The organism is Bacillus sp. FSL R5-0512, from assembly GCF_038593295.1.
GTDB lineage: Bacteria > Bacillota > Bacilli > Bacillales > Bacillaceae > Bacillus > Bacillus safensis.
Genome location: NZ_CP151982.1, coordinates 3,042,025 through 3,055,877, shown reverse-complemented (window position 1 = coordinate 3,055,877; position 13,853 = coordinate 3,042,025). Strand labels below are relative to the sequence as shown.

At 44.4% G+C, this 13,853-nt stretch carries 14 protein-coding genes; 13 read left to right on the top strand and 1 reads right to left on the bottom strand.

Features of this window, described 5'->3' with window-relative positions:
- The first annotated feature begins 3 nt into the window (after nt 1–3).
- The 4 genes from NSQ25_RS15800 to NSQ25_RS15785 all read left to right on the top strand — a co-directional run bounded on the left by NSQ25_RS15800 (nt 4) and on the right by NSQ25_RS15785 (nt 3,318).
- The gene (locus NSQ25_RS15800) at nt 4–1,032 is read left to right on the top strand and encodes an iron ABC transporter permease (RefSeq protein ID WP_176967187.1); all 1,029 of its coding nucleotides are present in this window, start codon (nt 4–6) and stop codon (nt 1,030–1,032) included.
- Nucleotides 1,029–2,030 (top strand): iron ABC transporter permease, encoded by a 1,002-nt coding sequence (locus NSQ25_RS15795; protein WP_061110110.1) that lies wholly within the window; start codon nt 1,029–1,031, stop codon nt 2,028–2,030. Before NSQ25_RS15800 ends, NSQ25_RS15795 begins: the two co-directional genes overlap by 4 nt.
- 20 nt (nt 2,031–2,050) lie before the next feature.
- Nucleotides 2,051–2,950 (top strand): iron-hydroxamate ABC transporter substrate-binding protein, encoded by a 900-nt coding sequence (locus NSQ25_RS15790; RefSeq protein WP_080701164.1) that lies wholly within the window; start codon nt 2,051–2,053, stop codon nt 2,948–2,950.
- A 143-nt stretch (nt 2,951–3,093) separates the two neighbouring features.
- On the top strand, nt 3,094–3,318 hold the full coding sequence (locus NSQ25_RS15785) for a phage holin (protein ID WP_024423530.1): 225 nt from the start codon (nt 3,094–3,096) through the stop codon (nt 3,316–3,318).
- 86 nt (nt 3,319–3,404) lie between these two features.
- Here NSQ25_RS15785 and NSQ25_RS15780 read toward each other — a convergent pair whose 3' ends face one another.
- The gene (locus NSQ25_RS15780) at nt 3,405–3,875 is read right to left on the bottom strand and encodes a helix-turn-helix domain-containing protein (protein WP_034280998.1); all 471 of its coding nucleotides are present in this window, start codon (nt 3,873–3,875) and stop codon (nt 3,405–3,407) included.
- A 257-nt stretch (nt 3,876–4,132) separates the two neighbouring features.
- Here NSQ25_RS15780 and NSQ25_RS15775 point away from each other — a divergent pair, with 257 nt between their 5' ends.
- The 9 genes from NSQ25_RS15775 to NSQ25_RS15735 all read left to right on the top strand — a co-directional run bounded on the left by NSQ25_RS15775 (nt 4,133) and on the right by NSQ25_RS15735 (nt 13,847).
- Nucleotides 4,133–4,864, top strand: a complete 732-nt coding sequence (locus NSQ25_RS15775; protein ID WP_024423528.1) for a Wzz/FepE/Etk N-terminal domain-containing protein — start codon at nt 4,133–4,135, stop codon at nt 4,862–4,864.
- The gene (locus NSQ25_RS15770; protein WP_024423527.1) at nt 4,854–5,537 is read left to right on the top strand and encodes a CpsD/CapB family tyrosine-protein kinase; all 684 of its coding nucleotides are present in this window, start codon (nt 4,854–4,856) and stop codon (nt 5,535–5,537) included. The genes NSQ25_RS15775 and NSQ25_RS15770 overlap by 11 nt, the downstream gene beginning before the upstream one ends.
- Before the next feature lie 164 nt (nt 5,538–5,701).
- Nucleotides 5,702–7,576 (top strand): nucleoside-diphosphate sugar epimerase/dehydratase, encoded by a 1,875-nt coding sequence (locus NSQ25_RS15765; RefSeq protein ID WP_061110108.1) that lies wholly within the window; start codon nt 5,702–5,704, stop codon nt 7,574–7,576.
- Nucleotides 7,542–8,690 carry a glycosyltransferase family 4 protein gene (locus NSQ25_RS15760; protein WP_326135831.1) on the top strand — a complete coding sequence of 383 codons (1,149 nt, stop codon included), beginning with the start codon at nt 7,542–7,544 and terminating at the stop codon, nt 8,688–8,690. The genes NSQ25_RS15765 and NSQ25_RS15760 overlap by 35 nt, the downstream gene beginning before the upstream one ends.
- Nucleotides 8,683–9,522 (top strand): glycosyltransferase, encoded by an 840-nt coding sequence (locus NSQ25_RS15755; RefSeq protein ID WP_326135830.1) that lies wholly within the window; start codon nt 8,683–8,685, stop codon nt 9,520–9,522. Before NSQ25_RS15760 ends, NSQ25_RS15755 begins: the two co-directional genes overlap by 8 nt.
- Nucleotides 9,515–10,645: a glycosyltransferase family 1 protein gene (locus NSQ25_RS15750; RefSeq protein WP_326135829.1), complete on the top strand. Its 1,131-nt coding sequence runs from the start codon at nt 9,515–9,517 to the stop codon at nt 10,643–10,645. Before NSQ25_RS15755 ends, NSQ25_RS15750 begins: the two co-directional genes overlap by 8 nt.
- 14 nt (nt 10,646–10,659) lie before the next feature.
- A complete protein-coding gene (locus NSQ25_RS15745) occupies nt 10,660–11,763 on the top strand; it encodes an EpsG family protein (RefSeq protein ID WP_326135828.1) in 1,104 nt (367 codons plus the stop codon).
- A gap of 27 nt (nt 11,764–11,790) precedes the next feature.
- Nucleotides 11,791–12,813 carry a glycosyltransferase gene (locus NSQ25_RS15740; RefSeq protein ID WP_326135827.1) on the top strand — a complete coding sequence of 341 codons (1,023 nt, stop codon included), beginning with the start codon at nt 11,791–11,793 and terminating at the stop codon, nt 12,811–12,813.
- Between the two features lie 5 nt (nt 12,814–12,818).
- Nucleotides 12,819–13,847, top strand: a complete 1,029-nt coding sequence (locus NSQ25_RS15735) for a polysaccharide pyruvyl transferase family protein (RefSeq protein ID WP_326135826.1) — start codon at nt 12,819–12,821, stop codon at nt 13,845–13,847.
- Nucleotides 13,848–13,853 lie beyond the last annotated feature (6 nt).

Genomic DNA, 13,853 nt, shown 5'->3' with positions numbered 1-13,853 from the left:
ATTTTGCAGGATAAGCGAAAACCTCAACAAAAACGATCATCACATATTCTGTTCTTTTTGATATTTTTTCTCGCCGTCATTGGTTTAGCGGCTGCCATGTTTTTTGCTGTGTCATACGGTGCAAAAACATTGTCTCTGCAAACGGTTTGGACAGCTGTATTTGACTACCAGTCAAATGTCACAGAGCAGCAGATCATCCATGAATTAAGACTTCCACGTGTTTTAGGGGCAGCTCTAGTGGGAGCGGCGTTTGCCGTAGCGGGTGCTCTTATGCAGGGCATCACAAGAAATCCACTGGCAGATGCGGGGATTTTGGGCATTAATGGCGGTGCGATGTTTGTGGTCGCTCTCTGTTTTGCTTTTTTCCCAGGAATGCCTTATTCAGCACTGATGTTTTTTTCCTTTATTGGTGCTGTGCTCAGTACGCTGCTGATCTTTGCGATTGGAGCGGCTGGCGGCGTATTGACACCGCTGCGCCTCACTGTAGCAGGAGCGGTTGTAGCTGCATTGCTTCATGCGCTCAGCTCTGGGATCGCGATTTATTTTGACCTGAGTCAGGATCTGGCTTTTTGGTATGCAGGCGGGGTAGCTGGTGTGAAATGGCCGCAGCTGACGATTCTCGCCCCAGTTATTCTGATTGTGATCGTATGGGCCATACTATTAGGCCGGTCCCTTTCCTTACTATCGCTCGGTGAAGATACAGCGGCAAATTTAGGGGTGAAAACACGACAAGTGCGAATACTAGGAATGGCCGCTGCTGTGTTATTAGCAGGGGTTTCTGTATCAGCAGTTGGATCGATTGGGTTTGTCGGTCTCGTCATCCCGCATATTGCACGAAAGCTTGTTGGTGTAGACTATCGTTTCGTCATTCCAATGTCAGCGATATTAGGCGCAATGCTGCTTGTCTTTGCAGACCTTGCCAGCCGTACAGTCAATCCGCCAAGAGAGCTTGCCATTGGCGTGATGGTGGCACTTGTTGGTGTTCCTTTCTTCTTATACATTGCCAGAAAAGAAGGGAGGAACCTGTCATGAGAGAGAAACAGCGTGCTCTTGTCGTGACAGTCGTTTTGCTTTGCCTGAGTGCGGCTGTTGTGCTGTATAGTTTAAATACCGGTACGCTGAAACTAAACCCTGTCATGGTCGTCAAGACGTTATTTGGCTTTGGAGATTTTCAAAGTGAAACGGTGCTGTTTGACTATCGTCTGCCTCGAATTGTGGTGACGATGTTAGCTGGTATTGGTCTTGGCATTGCGGGCGGCATTTTGCAGAGCTTATCCCGTAACCCGCTGGCCGATCCTGGGATAATTGGACTGAATGCAGGGGCGGCATTTGGCTTAATTGTGTTTGTGACATATTTTCACGCACTTGAAGGCAATCCGTCTCTTCTTATTCCGCTCTTTACGTTTGGCGGCGGACTGCTCGCGGCAGCGGTCATCGTGCTTCTTGCATATGACCGGCATGAAGGGCTTGTTCCTATCCGGCTGATCTTAGTTGGCATTGCGGTTGCTGCGGGATTTAGTGCACTCACCTTATATTTGTCATTGAAGCTGGATGAAGATACATATACGTTTGCTTCAAGATGGCTTGTGGGCAATGTATGGGGGAGAGACTGGATTCATGTGCTGGCGCTTCTGCCTTGGATTGTATGCCTTGTGCCGCTTACGCTGATGCAGTCAAACACGCTCAATGCATTGACATTAGGAGATGCTGTCGCCTCAAGTGTAGGTGTACGTGTCCAGCGTAAACGCCTCCTTTTGCTGACCTTAGCGGTAGGCCTCGCGAGTGCAAGTGTTTCAATGACAGGCGGTATTGGCTTTATAGGCCTAGTCGCCCCGCATTTGGCTAGACGGCTTGTCGGTTCATTGCATCAGTATTTTTTACCAGTTAGTGCGCTGCTTGGCTTGTTGATTTTGGTCAGTGCCGATACAATCGGACGTTCCATCTTTGCTCCAAATGCGATACCGGCGGGTGTGGTCGTGGCCTTTATCGGTGCCCCATATTTTCTTTATTTATTAACTAAAACGAAATAAACACGAAAGAGGAACTCATCATGAAAAAATTACTAGTGTTTGGATTAACGCTCTGTTTCTTGCTGCTTGCCGCTTGCGGCGGACAACAGGAAACAAAGAATACAACAAATGAAAAGACCAATGGAACACCAAAGATAGCTTCCTTGTCTATTCATTTAACAAATGACTTATTAGCACTAGGTATCAAGCCGGCGGGCTCTGTTGTAGGAGGAGACTTAAAAGATTTCCTTCCACATGCGAAAAAGCAGCTGAGTCAGACGAAGAAGCTCGGCATTGCAGCTGATCCAGATATGGAATCACTGCTTGCGTTACAACCAGATGTCATTTATGTTGATGAAGAATTAGCCGGACAAGACTTATCGAAATATAAAAAGATCGCTAAAACAGAAGTGTTTAATTTAAATGATGGCACATGGCGGGATCATTTGAAAAAAATCGCCAAACACGTCAATAAAGAAAAAGAAGCGGATCAATATATTAAGAATTACAATCAAGAAGCAAAAGAAGTCAAATCGCTCATCAAGAAAAAGATTGGAAACGGAAAAGTCATGGCGATCCGTGTGACAGCAAAGGAGCTTCGTGTATTTAGCATGAAGCGCCCAATGGGTCCTATTTTATACGAGGATTTAGGCCTGACACCTGTCGATGGTGTGAAAAAGCTGGACAGCAAGCGCCCATTTGAAGTGATTTCTCAAGAGGTTCTTCCTGATTATGATGCTGATGCGATCTTTGTCGTTGTCAACCGTGATGATAAAGCGCAGCAGGCATTCAAGCAATTAGAAAAGACTCCGATTTGGAAGGGTCTAAAAGCAGTGAAGAAAAACCAAGTCTATCCGATTGCTGATCAGCCGTGGCTCGATTATTCAGCTCTAGGCAATAAAATGGCATTGGATGAAGCAAAAGAGATGTTTTCTAAATAATAGCAAGTGAAATCAGGCATCATTCTGCATATAGGAATGATGTCTCTTTTTTTGATTCGTTCTTCTATTCATTCTGCGGCTGCATACATATGAGAGAGAACAAGCAATACCGCCCGTAAGAAGAGGAAAGGGAGGGGTTACAGTTGGAGGTTCAAAAAATTAGTGCAGGTACAATTGCAAGGCTTGTGCTGCTTTTACTGGCGCTTGTTAACAGTGCGCTAACCGCTGCGGGAAAAAGCCCAATTCCTATTGATGAAGAAGGCGTTCAGCAATTTATCACGCTGGCTTTTCTGGGAATTACATCACTATGGGCCTATTGGAAAAACAATGATATAACGAAAAAAGCACGAACAAAAAAAGAAGAATAAAAGAAAAAAGAGCCTTTCATGAATCAAAGGCTCTTTTTCATCGAAGCGTCAAACGCCTCTCCCCGCAATCATTCTTCCTGAAAGGCTTACGCCCGGCGTTCTCCCATGTTGTTGAGGAAAGCTTTTACTTCCTCAATGCTTAAACCAATTGCCTTCGCTTCACTCATTAGACGCTTCCACTCTGCGATATTTGAATCGGTCAGCTTTCTATGGGTGACATGTAACGACTTTTCTTCCTGCTCCTTTCGGTACGTTTGGAGCAGCTGATAGAGCTCTTCTTTAGGCATGCCTGATTGGACGGCACTCACAATATGCTCCCGCCATTCGTGTTCACTACCCTCAGCGTAATGAAACATCATCGTCTCTGCATCAAACAGCTCTTGTAAATCGATCTCTAATGAAGAGGATACCTTTTTTAAGAACTGGACAGATGGATTTCTGTGGACACCACGCTCAATTTTGCTCAAATATGACTTAGAGACATGAGCATCCTCAGCCAGCTGCTGAATCGAGTATCCTTTTCTCTTTCGGTAAATGCGTATCACCTTGCCTATCATTCGATCAATGATCTCCCTTCTCCCCGGCGAATAGTTCTGCGACCTTTTCGTTCATTATAAGAAATAAATTGTTCTTTATAAAATTCAAAAACGTAAGAATCAGGAAGTAAACAAAAGAAAACGAACGATTTCGTTCTTTAAAAAGAACTATAAGACCTATTATGACATTTTTCTTTGCGGGTATTATCTTTTATAATCCAATCATTAACAAAAAGAAACCATATATAACCTTTTTATGATGAAATCGGGAGGTATCTATGAATGAGAATATAGGTTTTAAGCAGCTGTTTTCTGTCATTAAAGAGAAAATGGCCCTTCTGATCCTGATTGTCCTGATCGTAACGGGCATTTCAGCCTATTATCAGTTCTATGTCTCGACTCCTGTATATCAGGCAACCACTCAAATTCTTGTTCATAAACGCAGCAATGACGCACAAGCAGATTTAAACGATATTCAGATGAACCTTCAATATACACGTACCTTTCAAGTTTTATTAAAAAGCCCAATCGTCATTGAAAAAGTAAAAGAAACACTCCATCTCACAGAATCAGCTGAAGGACTAAAACACAAAATTGCCACAAGTACAGAAAATGAGTCTGAGGTCATCAATATTTCTGTACAAGATGAGGATCGCGCGAAGGCAGTCGCCATTGCGAATACCGCAACAGAGGTGTTGCAAGAAGAAATCAAAAAAACAATGAATATGGATCGCATTAATGTTTTGTCTGAAGCCAAGCTGTCCAACACGATTCTGATGAATTCAAGGAAATTCGTTCATATCGTTCTGGCACTAGGCGCCTCTTTATTAGGAGGCATGACACTCATTTTCTTAATGAATTTACTCGATGATACTGTAAAACGAACACATCAAATAAGAGAAGAGATCGGATTGCCGTCGCTTGGCAGTGTCTATCAGATGCAGGCAGACAGGAGGGCCAAAAAAGACAAGCAGTCCGTCATAACGGGAGGACAGAACATTGATCTTTAAGAGGAAGAAAAGAGAAAAGAGAGATTTATCCTGTATTTCTGTATTAAATCCTCACTCTGTCATTGCGGAACAATTCCGTACGATCCGAACAAACATCGAATTCACATCGATCCAAACAAGGCTGAAATCGATATTAGTGACCTCCTCCTTACCGAAGGAAGGGAAATCATTTACGGCTGCAAACTTAGCAGCTGTTTTTGCACAGCAGAACAAGCGGGTGCTGCTCATGGACGCTGATTTGCGAAAGCCGGCCGTCCATGAATATTTTGACCTGAGTCATCATACCGGTTTGACGAATGTGCTATTAAATAATTGCAGCTTGGAAGAAGCCATTTTACCGACACCGATTGAGCATTTAGAGCTGCTTCCGAGTGGAACCATTCCGCCGAATCCAGCTGAGCTGCTCTCCTCTTCTGTGATGAAGCAGTTATTTTATGAGATTGAACAGCAATATGACATGGTGATTGTTGATTCCACGCCGCTTCTGCCAGTTGCAGATGCAAAGATCTTGGCGAACCGGACGGATGGGAGCATTCTCGTTGTCTTAAGCGGCAAAACAAAGATTGCTGCTGTGAAGAAATCAAAAGAAGTATTAGAAGGAACAACAAGTAAACTGCTTGGAGCTATGCTAAATGGCAAGAAAGAGAAAAAGGGCAGGCTGTATATGTATTAAAAAGATTGATAGGTGATGTCTCCTAACCTTTAACAATGGAGGCACTCGATCCTGCTGTGGGCATAACCGTGCCTTAGATGCTCGTCATCAGTAGTGGGATGTGAGGACGGGTTTGATGCCCATGTTACGTAAGAATAGTGATGCTTTAAAAAGGGGGAGGAGCGTTGACTTACGCCCAAAGATTATCAATCATCGTAGCACTAGATTCATATCTCATCTTAGTTGCCGTCTTTTTTGGTTTTCAATTTGTCCAAGAGGCGGCTTTAACCGTTTATACATTTGAAATGCTCGCCATTTCTTCACTCAGTCTGCTCATTGGGCACCATATATTTGCCTGCATGTTTCATGTGTACAAGCAAGTATGGGCTTATACAGGAGTAAGAGAGTTATTTTCTTTAATGAAGACCTTTGTGTGTTCTTTTTTATTTTCGATGACGATGCTGTACCTTTTCGTGCAGACATGGCCATTTCGGTTTTTATTCATCGTGTGGCTTTTTCATATCTTATTCATCGGTGCATCTCGTATGGCTTCTAGGCTATTTCATGATGGGGCTAAACGGCTTCAAGCAGAAAAAGAGCGGGCATTAATTATTGGCGCCGGATCAGCGGGGACCATGCTCGTTCGTCAGCTTCAGCAATCGAGTGATGTACATATTGAGCCAGTCGCCTTCATCGATGATGACAAGACGAAACATCGGCTTGAAATTATGGGTCTGCCTGTCATAGGAGGAAAAGAACAAATTCAAACAGCTGTCGTCATGATGGATATTCAGAAGATCATCATCGCCATTCCGTCCAAAAGCAGCCACACCTTAAAAGGGCTGTATAAGGAATGTGTCGCGACCGGAGTCAAAACACAGATCATGCCGGAAATGGAGCAGATTTTAAAAGGAACCCATGCGCTGAATCAATTACGGGATGTACAGCCAGAGGATTTACTAGGGAGAGAACCGATTCAATTAGATACGAGCCGTCTATCTGCTCATTTAAAGGGAAAAACAATCATGGTCACAGGGGCAGGCGGATCAATTGGATCAGAAATCTGCCGTCAAATTTGTGTGTTTGCTCCTCAAGCGATTGTACTTGTGGGACATGGAGAATTTAGCATTCATTCTATTTTACTAGAGCTGAAAGAATTATATGGAGGCAGCATCAGACTCTATCCACAAATTGCGGATATTCAAGATAAACAGAAAATGAGTGAAATCGTTGGTCAATTTCAGCCGGATATGATTTATCATGCTGCGGCACATAAGCATGTCCCGCTCATGGAGATCAGTCCGAAAGAAGCTGTGAAAAACAATATTATCGGGACAAAAAATGTCGCAGAAGCCGCACACGAGCACGGCATTGAAACATTCGTCCTCATCTCATCTGACAAAGCGGTCAACCCTGCCAATGTGATGGGAGCCACAAAGCGGTTTGCTGAGATGCTGATCATGCAAATGGGGGCAAGCAGCGAAACAAAATTTGTTGCCGTTCGATTTGGAAATGTACTCGGAAGCAGAGGGAGCGTCATCCCTATTTTTAAGAAACAAATCGAGCAAGGCGGGCCGGTGACGGTCACGCACCCAGCCATGACAAGATATTTTATGACCATCCCAGAAGCATCAAGGCTTGTGATTCAGGCAGGTGCACTGGCAGAAGGAAGACAGATTTTTGTTTTAGATATGGGGGAGCCAGTGAAAATCGTGGACCTCGCAGAAAACCTCATTCACCTCTCAGGCTACACCACAGACCAGATTCCGATCACTTTCACAGGCATTCGTCCTGGAGAGAAAATGTACGAGGAATTACTCAACCAGCATGAAAAAGCACAGGAGCAAATCTTCCCGAAAATTCATATCGGCCATGCGCTGGATGGTGACCCATATGTGCTGAACCGCTTTATCCATGAATTTGACATGATGAGCGAAGAGCAAATGAGACAAGCATTATTTGCTGCCATTGAGTCGCATGATATGTTGTCAGAACAGATGAAACGAGAGGAGGAGCCGCTTGTCAATGAAGAAAAAAGTCTTGTTTTGCGCAACGGTTGATTATCACTTTAAAGCCTTTCATCTTCCGTATTTCCGGTGGTTTCAGGAACAAGGATGGGAAGTGCATACAGCGGCAAACGGCCAGCTGAAGCTGCCCTATGTGAATCAAGCTCACTCAATTCCGATTCAGCGCTCTCCTTTTCATGTACGCAACCGGCTTGCGTATGTAGAACTGAAGAAGCTGTTAGCAAAAGAGCACTATGATTTCATCCATTGCCACACACCAATGGGAAGTGTCATTGGCAGGCTCGCAGCCAAAGGTACGCGCAAAAAAGGAACGAAGGTTCTCTACACGGCACATGGCTTTCACTTTTGGCAGGGGGCACCGCTTCAAAACTGGCTGCTCTATTATCCAATAGAGAGATTTCTCGCCCGCTATACAGACGCTCTGATCACCATTAATGGAGAAGATTTTAAAAGAGCCGACCGTCTATCAAAAGAGCGGACATCTGTTTATTATGTGCCCGGTATGGGTGTGGATATGAAGCGGTTCGCACCTGTCGATGAAAATGAGAAGCAGCGTCTTCGCGCAGCCTATGGCTTTCCCTCGGAAGATTTTATCGTGCTGTGTGCTGGCGAATTAAATACGAATAAAAATCAAGGGATGCTCATCAAAGCATGTGCACAGCTGTCTAGGAAAATACCAAATATAAAGATCGTGTTTGCGGGGGAAGGGACAATGAGACCGAACTATGAAAAGCTTACCCGCCAGCTCCATCTTGAAAAGCATATCCACTTTGCTGGGTTTTGCAAACAAATGGAGGAATGGATGCATATGAGCGATGTATGTGTTTCCACCAGCTTGAGAGAAGGGCTTGGAATGAACCTGCTTGAAGCGATGTCTGCAGAAAAACCTGTGGTTGCAACGGAGAATAGAGGACATTGTGAGCTTGTCAAACATGGCGTCAATGGTTTTTTAGTTAAACCGCAAGATGTGAATAGTTTAGCTGATTACTTGCAGCAGCTCTACGACAAAAAAGATCAGCTGCCCCTCATGGGAAAAGCGGGACGTTCTATGGCTCATGCATTTGCACAGGAGCAGACGGTCAGTGCAATGGAAGAAATTTATACAATCTATATGGATCAAGCAGAGAAGGTGATACAGCATGCATAAACCAAAGGTGTCTATGATCATGGGCGTCTACAATTGCCAAGAGACAGTAGAAGAAAGCATTGAATCTATTCTTCATCAAACATATGAAAACTGGGAGCTCATCATATGTGATGACGCATCAACAGATGGCACTTATGAGAAAGTGCTGTCTTATACAAAACGACATCCTGAAAGAATCCGCCTGATCCGCAATAAACAAAATCAAAGACTCGCTGCCAGTCTCAATCGCTGCCTGGCTGAAGCGAGGGGAGAGTTGATTGCAAGGCAGGATGGCGACGACATTTCTGTGCCTGTTCGTTTAGAAAAACAGGTTCATTTCCTCGATACATATCCTGAATATGATGTGGTCGGTACGGCGATGACGGTTTTTGATGAATCTGGAACAAAGGGTGTACGGGCACTTGTGTCAGAGCCTGATCGGAAGATAATGGCAAGAGGGACTCCTTTTTGTCATGGGACCATTATGATGAGGGCTTCTGCTTACAAGGCTTTACATGGATATCGTTCTGTAAAAACAACAAGGCGGATGGAAGATATCGATCTTTGGATCCGCTTTTTTGCTGCTGGGAGAAAAGGCTTTAATTTACAAGAGCCGTTATATCTGGTGAGAGAGGATGATGCGGCTTTTCAGCGGCGGAAGTTTCGATATTCGATAGATAATGCCTGGCTCGTTTTGAAAGCATGCTGGCTATTAAAGCTGTCGCCGCTTGACTATTTATTTGCTCTAAAGCCGGTGGTCCGTGCCTTCTTGTCACCGAAGATCATGAAGCTTTATCATCGCCGGAAGCTGGCGTCGTCTATGCTGAAGAGGAGGGCGGTTCGGGATGAGTGAGCCAAAGCGCGTGCTTCATATTGTGGGCGGGATGAACCGCGGCGGAGCTGAAACGATGATTATGAACATTTATCGTGCACTCGACAGGAATATCCTTCAATTTGATTTCATTACCCACCGGCAGGACGTCTGTGATTATGATGAGGAAATTCGCCGGCTTGGGGGACGCATCTTTTACGTACCAAGTATTGGGGCGTCCTCTCCGGTTGCTTTTGTGAAAACATTGACCAAGACAATTAGGCAAACAGGGCCCTATCAGGCAGTGCATGCACATACGGATTTTCAGACAGGCTTCTCCGCACTTGCTGCCAAACTAGCGGGGGTGAAGGTACGCATTTGCCATTCACATAATACAGCGTGGAAGCCGTCGCCAAACTGGATGGATCATATGATGCTCAAAGGGTTTCGCCAGCTGATCTTTACATTCTCTACACAGCTTGTTGCATGCGGCAAGGATGCCGGTGTCTTTTTATTTGGACAGAAAAAAATGCAGAACGGGCAAGTTGAGGTGCTGCCAAATGGGATTGATTTATCCCTTTTTTTTCAGCCCAATCCAGAAGAAAAGGCGGAGATCAAAAAGCACCTCCATCTTCGCGAAAAAAACATGGTCATTGGTCATATTGGACGGTTCCATGAGCAAAAAAATCATGTTTTTTTTATGGAGCTGGCACAGACCTTAAAGAAGCAAGGGGTTTCATTTCAGCTTGTCCTCGTAGGAGATGGACCGCTGAAGCAAGTAGTCGAATCGTATGCAGAGAAGGCAGGCTTGATGGAGGACATTGTCTTTACAGGCGTCGTAACAGACGTTCCGCAGTATATGAAAGCATTTGATGTATTTGTGATGCCTTCCTTGTTTGAAGGTCTTCCGCTTGTATTAGTGGAAGCACAGGCGTCTGGTCTGCCTTGTGTGATTTCAGATCATATTACAGAGGAAGTAGATTTAGGCTGCGGGCTTGTGAAAAGGAAGTCGCTGCGAGATTCCGCGCATGAATGGATGAAGGCGGTGCTTGAAGCATATCATGCAGAACCTCCTCTTCAAGAGACCATTACCTCTCAACTTGAAAAAAGAGGATTTGATGTGAAACAGAATATTACACGTGTGATGAATCTATACGGACTGTAAGGAAGGAAGAGCAGATGGCGGTTTATTTGGTGAACATGATCATGGTCTATTTATGGTCGAGCTATGCCGCATTCTACGGCAGGCGTGATGATACCATTCAAAGCGGATGGCGGCCTAATAAGCTTCTGGTGTTTTTTCCGTTTCTGTTTCTTTGTATCGTAGCTGGTATTCGGTATAAAGTAGGAACCGATTTTGTCACATATGGCCAGATGTATGAGTTCTCCATCAATTACGAAAAGCCTTGGCATATATTTGGATTCGGTGTGGATAAGGCCGCAACGGATCCAGGGTTTACGTTTATTTTATGGATGCTTAATCAACTGTCTCATGATCCGCAAATCATGTATATCTCAGTCGGAGCCATTACTTATTTTTTTATCATCAAGACGCTTATTCAATATGGCCGTCCATTTGAGCTGAGTATGCTGCTTTTTCTTGGGACCTTTCATTATTATGCGTCATTTAATGGCATGCGTCAGTATATGGTGGCAGCGATCCTCTTTTACGCCATTCGGTTGGTGATCAATGGACAGTGGAAATTGTATTTTCCGCTCGTCCTTGTATGTTCATTGTTTCATTCATCCGCTCTCATCATGATTCCTGTGTATTTTATTGTGAGAACTAAGGCTTGGTCTTGGATGATGCTGGTCTTATGCCTGGTGTTCTTAGGCTTAACCGCTCTTTATGACCGTTTTGTCTCGGTGTTTGTCGTGATGCTGCAAGGCAGTTCATATGGTCATTACGAGGAGTGGCTCACAACGAATACGAATGGAATGAATGTGACAAAAATCGGTGTCTTGATTTTACCGCTTCTGCTTGCTTTTTTTTATCGAAAACGACTTCGTGAGCTGACGCCTGAGAGTGATTACATTGTGAATTTTTGTTTGCTTGGTTTCTTGTTTGGCATCCTTGCAACGAAGGATGTCATTTATGCAAGATTTCATATTTATTTTGGCTTGTATCAGCTCATTTTACTGCCATATTTCACACGCATTTTTGATCAGCGGTCTAATGTGTTTATGTATGTAGGGATTGCTGTTTGCTATATTCTGTACAGCATCATGCTGATGCCGTTTGATTCTTCGGTTTTGCCGTATAGAACGATATTTACAAAGTAGATTTGAAGAAAGGTGGGGCATGCTGTAATGCCAGCTATCAGTCTATTGGTCGCAGTTTACAATACGAGTCAATATGTGGAGCAATGTCTTCAATCAATTGCAGATCAAAGCTTTTCTGATATAGAAGTCATTCTTATCAATGATGGATCGACCGACCGCAGCGGTGAATGGCTTGAAGCATTTGCTGAGCGTGATGAGCGTTTCCGGGTAATCCATCAACCCAATCAAGGGTTAGGCGCTGTGAGAAACCGGGGCATCGAGGAAGCGAAGGGGACGTATCTCGCCTTTGTGGATTCAGATGATATTCTCGCTCCTCATTACTGTGAAGCTATGTATGAAAAAGCCGAAATGACCGGGGCAGATCTTATTGTGAGCGAGTATTGGATTCAATTTGAACAGTCAAAGCGAACGATAGGAACGACGCTGTTAGACAAGCGCTCAGCCGAAAAAACGGATTTAATCAAAGCGTTATTACACGGAGACTTGACTGGATTCTCATGGAATAAGCTGTATCGGCGTGCCTTTATGGAGGAACACCACATTCGATTTCCGCTGCGGGGTGAGCTTGAGAACATTGAAGATCAATATGTGACGCTGCGCTGTTTTTCTTTATCACGCAGCATCGCCTTTGTTCATGAGCCTCTTTATTATTACAGGGTTCATCTGTCATCTATTGTACAGCGATATCAGAAGCAGTATTTTCATCATGGACTGACCTTTTATCATGCACAGCGCTCTTTTTTAAAAGAGCATGATGACATCTATCTGTATGAGAAAGCATTAGACTTTTTTATCGTCAATCATACGCTTCATTGTATGCTCAACGAATGGAAGAGCCAAAATGATCTCTCTATTCAGGAAAAGCTTGATCACATGCGGGAAATGGTGACACACGATACTTTTCAGCATGCCGTCAAACAGGTGGAACTATCGAAGCTCACGGTTCGAAAGCGAATGATTTTATTTCTTGCTAAGTGCCGATTGGTTTATCCGCTTTCTGCCGCGGCTTCTAGCTATCAAAAATGGATCGAATATCAGACAAGGAAATAGGGGTGATGGGATTGACAGTGCAGCAATTGAAGGCAAAAACCGCAGAGTGGCTGCTCTTAAAGGTCAAATATCCGCTTGAGTATAGACTGAGCCGCCAAAGGCTGCCAGAGCTGAGTCATCAGAAGAAAATCATTCTCACGCTGCTGCCGGGCCATGATAATTTAGGGGATCATGCGATTGCCTATGCGAGTTATTGTTTTTTAAAGAAACACTTTCCAGCCTATGACATCATAGAAGTGGACATGAAAGAGATCTATCGCCTTGCCCGTCCGCTAAAGCGCAGCCGGCATCCAGAAGACATCGTCTGTATGATCGGCGGGGGCAATATGGGGGATTTATACCGGTACGAAGAATGGACGAGACAATTTATCATCAAGACCTTCAAGTCCTATCCCATGATCCAGCTGCCTGCTACTGTACATTTTACAGAAACAAAGAGAGGGAAACGAGAGGAGCGCCGCGCCATTCACACGTATAGTCAGCATCCAAGAATGCTTCTCATGGCAAGAGATCAAACAACCTATGAATGGATGAAGCTTCATTTTCCTGATCAAGATGTGTGGAAACAGCCTGATATGGTGCTGTCATTAGACGAATCATCAAAGGATGAAACACGTGAAGGGGTTCTGCTTTGTCTGCGTGAGGATCAAGAAGCGTATCTCACAAAGAAGGAGCGCCAGCAGCTGCAGCAGCATATCCAAGAGACATATGATCAAGTCGGTTTAATCACAACGACAATTGGCAGACGAGTCGATCGAACGACTCGCTTGGAGGAGTTAACGTCTTTGTGGACGGAGTTAAAACAAGCGCAGGTCGTCGTGACAGATCGTCTGCATGGCATGATCTTTTGTGCGATCACTCATACACCGTGTGTTGTCCTTAGATCGTTTGATCATAAGGTGATGGAGGGATTTGAGTGGGTGGCTCACCTTCCGTTTATGACCCTTTTAAAAGAACCAAATGAGGTAGCTGTGAAAGAGGCCGTTCATCAGCTGATGAAAACAAGCGGTCAAAAGGGAGAGGAAGCTGGATGAGGGCTC

Excerpts from the sequence above, each read along its gene's own strand:
- NSQ25_RS15755 (WP_326135830.1), top strand. The coding sequence starts at position 8,683 with ATGCATAAACCAAAGGTGTCTATGATCATGGGCGTCTACAATTGCCAA.
- NSQ25_RS15740 (WP_326135827.1), top strand. The coding sequence starts at position 11,791 with ATGCCAGCTATCAGTCTATTGGTCGCAGTTTACAATACGAGTCAATAT.
- NSQ25_RS15775 (WP_024423528.1), top strand. The coding sequence starts at position 4,133 with ATGAATGAGAATATAGGTTTTAAGCAGCTGTTTTCTGTCATTAAAGAG.
- NSQ25_RS15745 (WP_326135828.1), top strand. The coding sequence starts at position 10,660 with ATGGCGGTTTATTTGGTGAACATGATCATGGTCTATTTATGGTCGAGC.
- NSQ25_RS15735 (WP_326135826.1), top strand. The coding sequence starts at position 12,819 with ATGGGATTGACAGTGCAGCAATTGAAGGCAAAAACCGCAGAGTGGCTG.
- NSQ25_RS15790 (WP_080701164.1), top strand. The coding sequence starts at position 2,051 with ATGAAAAAATTACTAGTGTTTGGATTAACGCTCTGTTTCTTGCTGCTT.
- NSQ25_RS15795 (WP_061110110.1), top strand. The coding sequence starts at position 1,029 with ATGAGAGAGAAACAGCGTGCTCTTGTCGTGACAGTCGTTTTGCTTTGC.
- NSQ25_RS15780 (WP_034280998.1), bottom strand. The coding sequence starts at position 3,875 with ATGATAGGCAAGGTGATACGCATTTACCGAAAGAGAAAAGGATACTCG.
- NSQ25_RS15750 (WP_326135829.1), top strand. The coding sequence starts at position 9,515 with ATGAGTGAGCCAAAGCGCGTGCTTCATATTGTGGGCGGGATGAACCGC.
- NSQ25_RS15760 (WP_326135831.1), top strand. The coding sequence starts at position 7,542 with ATGAAGAAAAAAGTCTTGTTTTGCGCAACGGTTGATTATCACTTTAAA.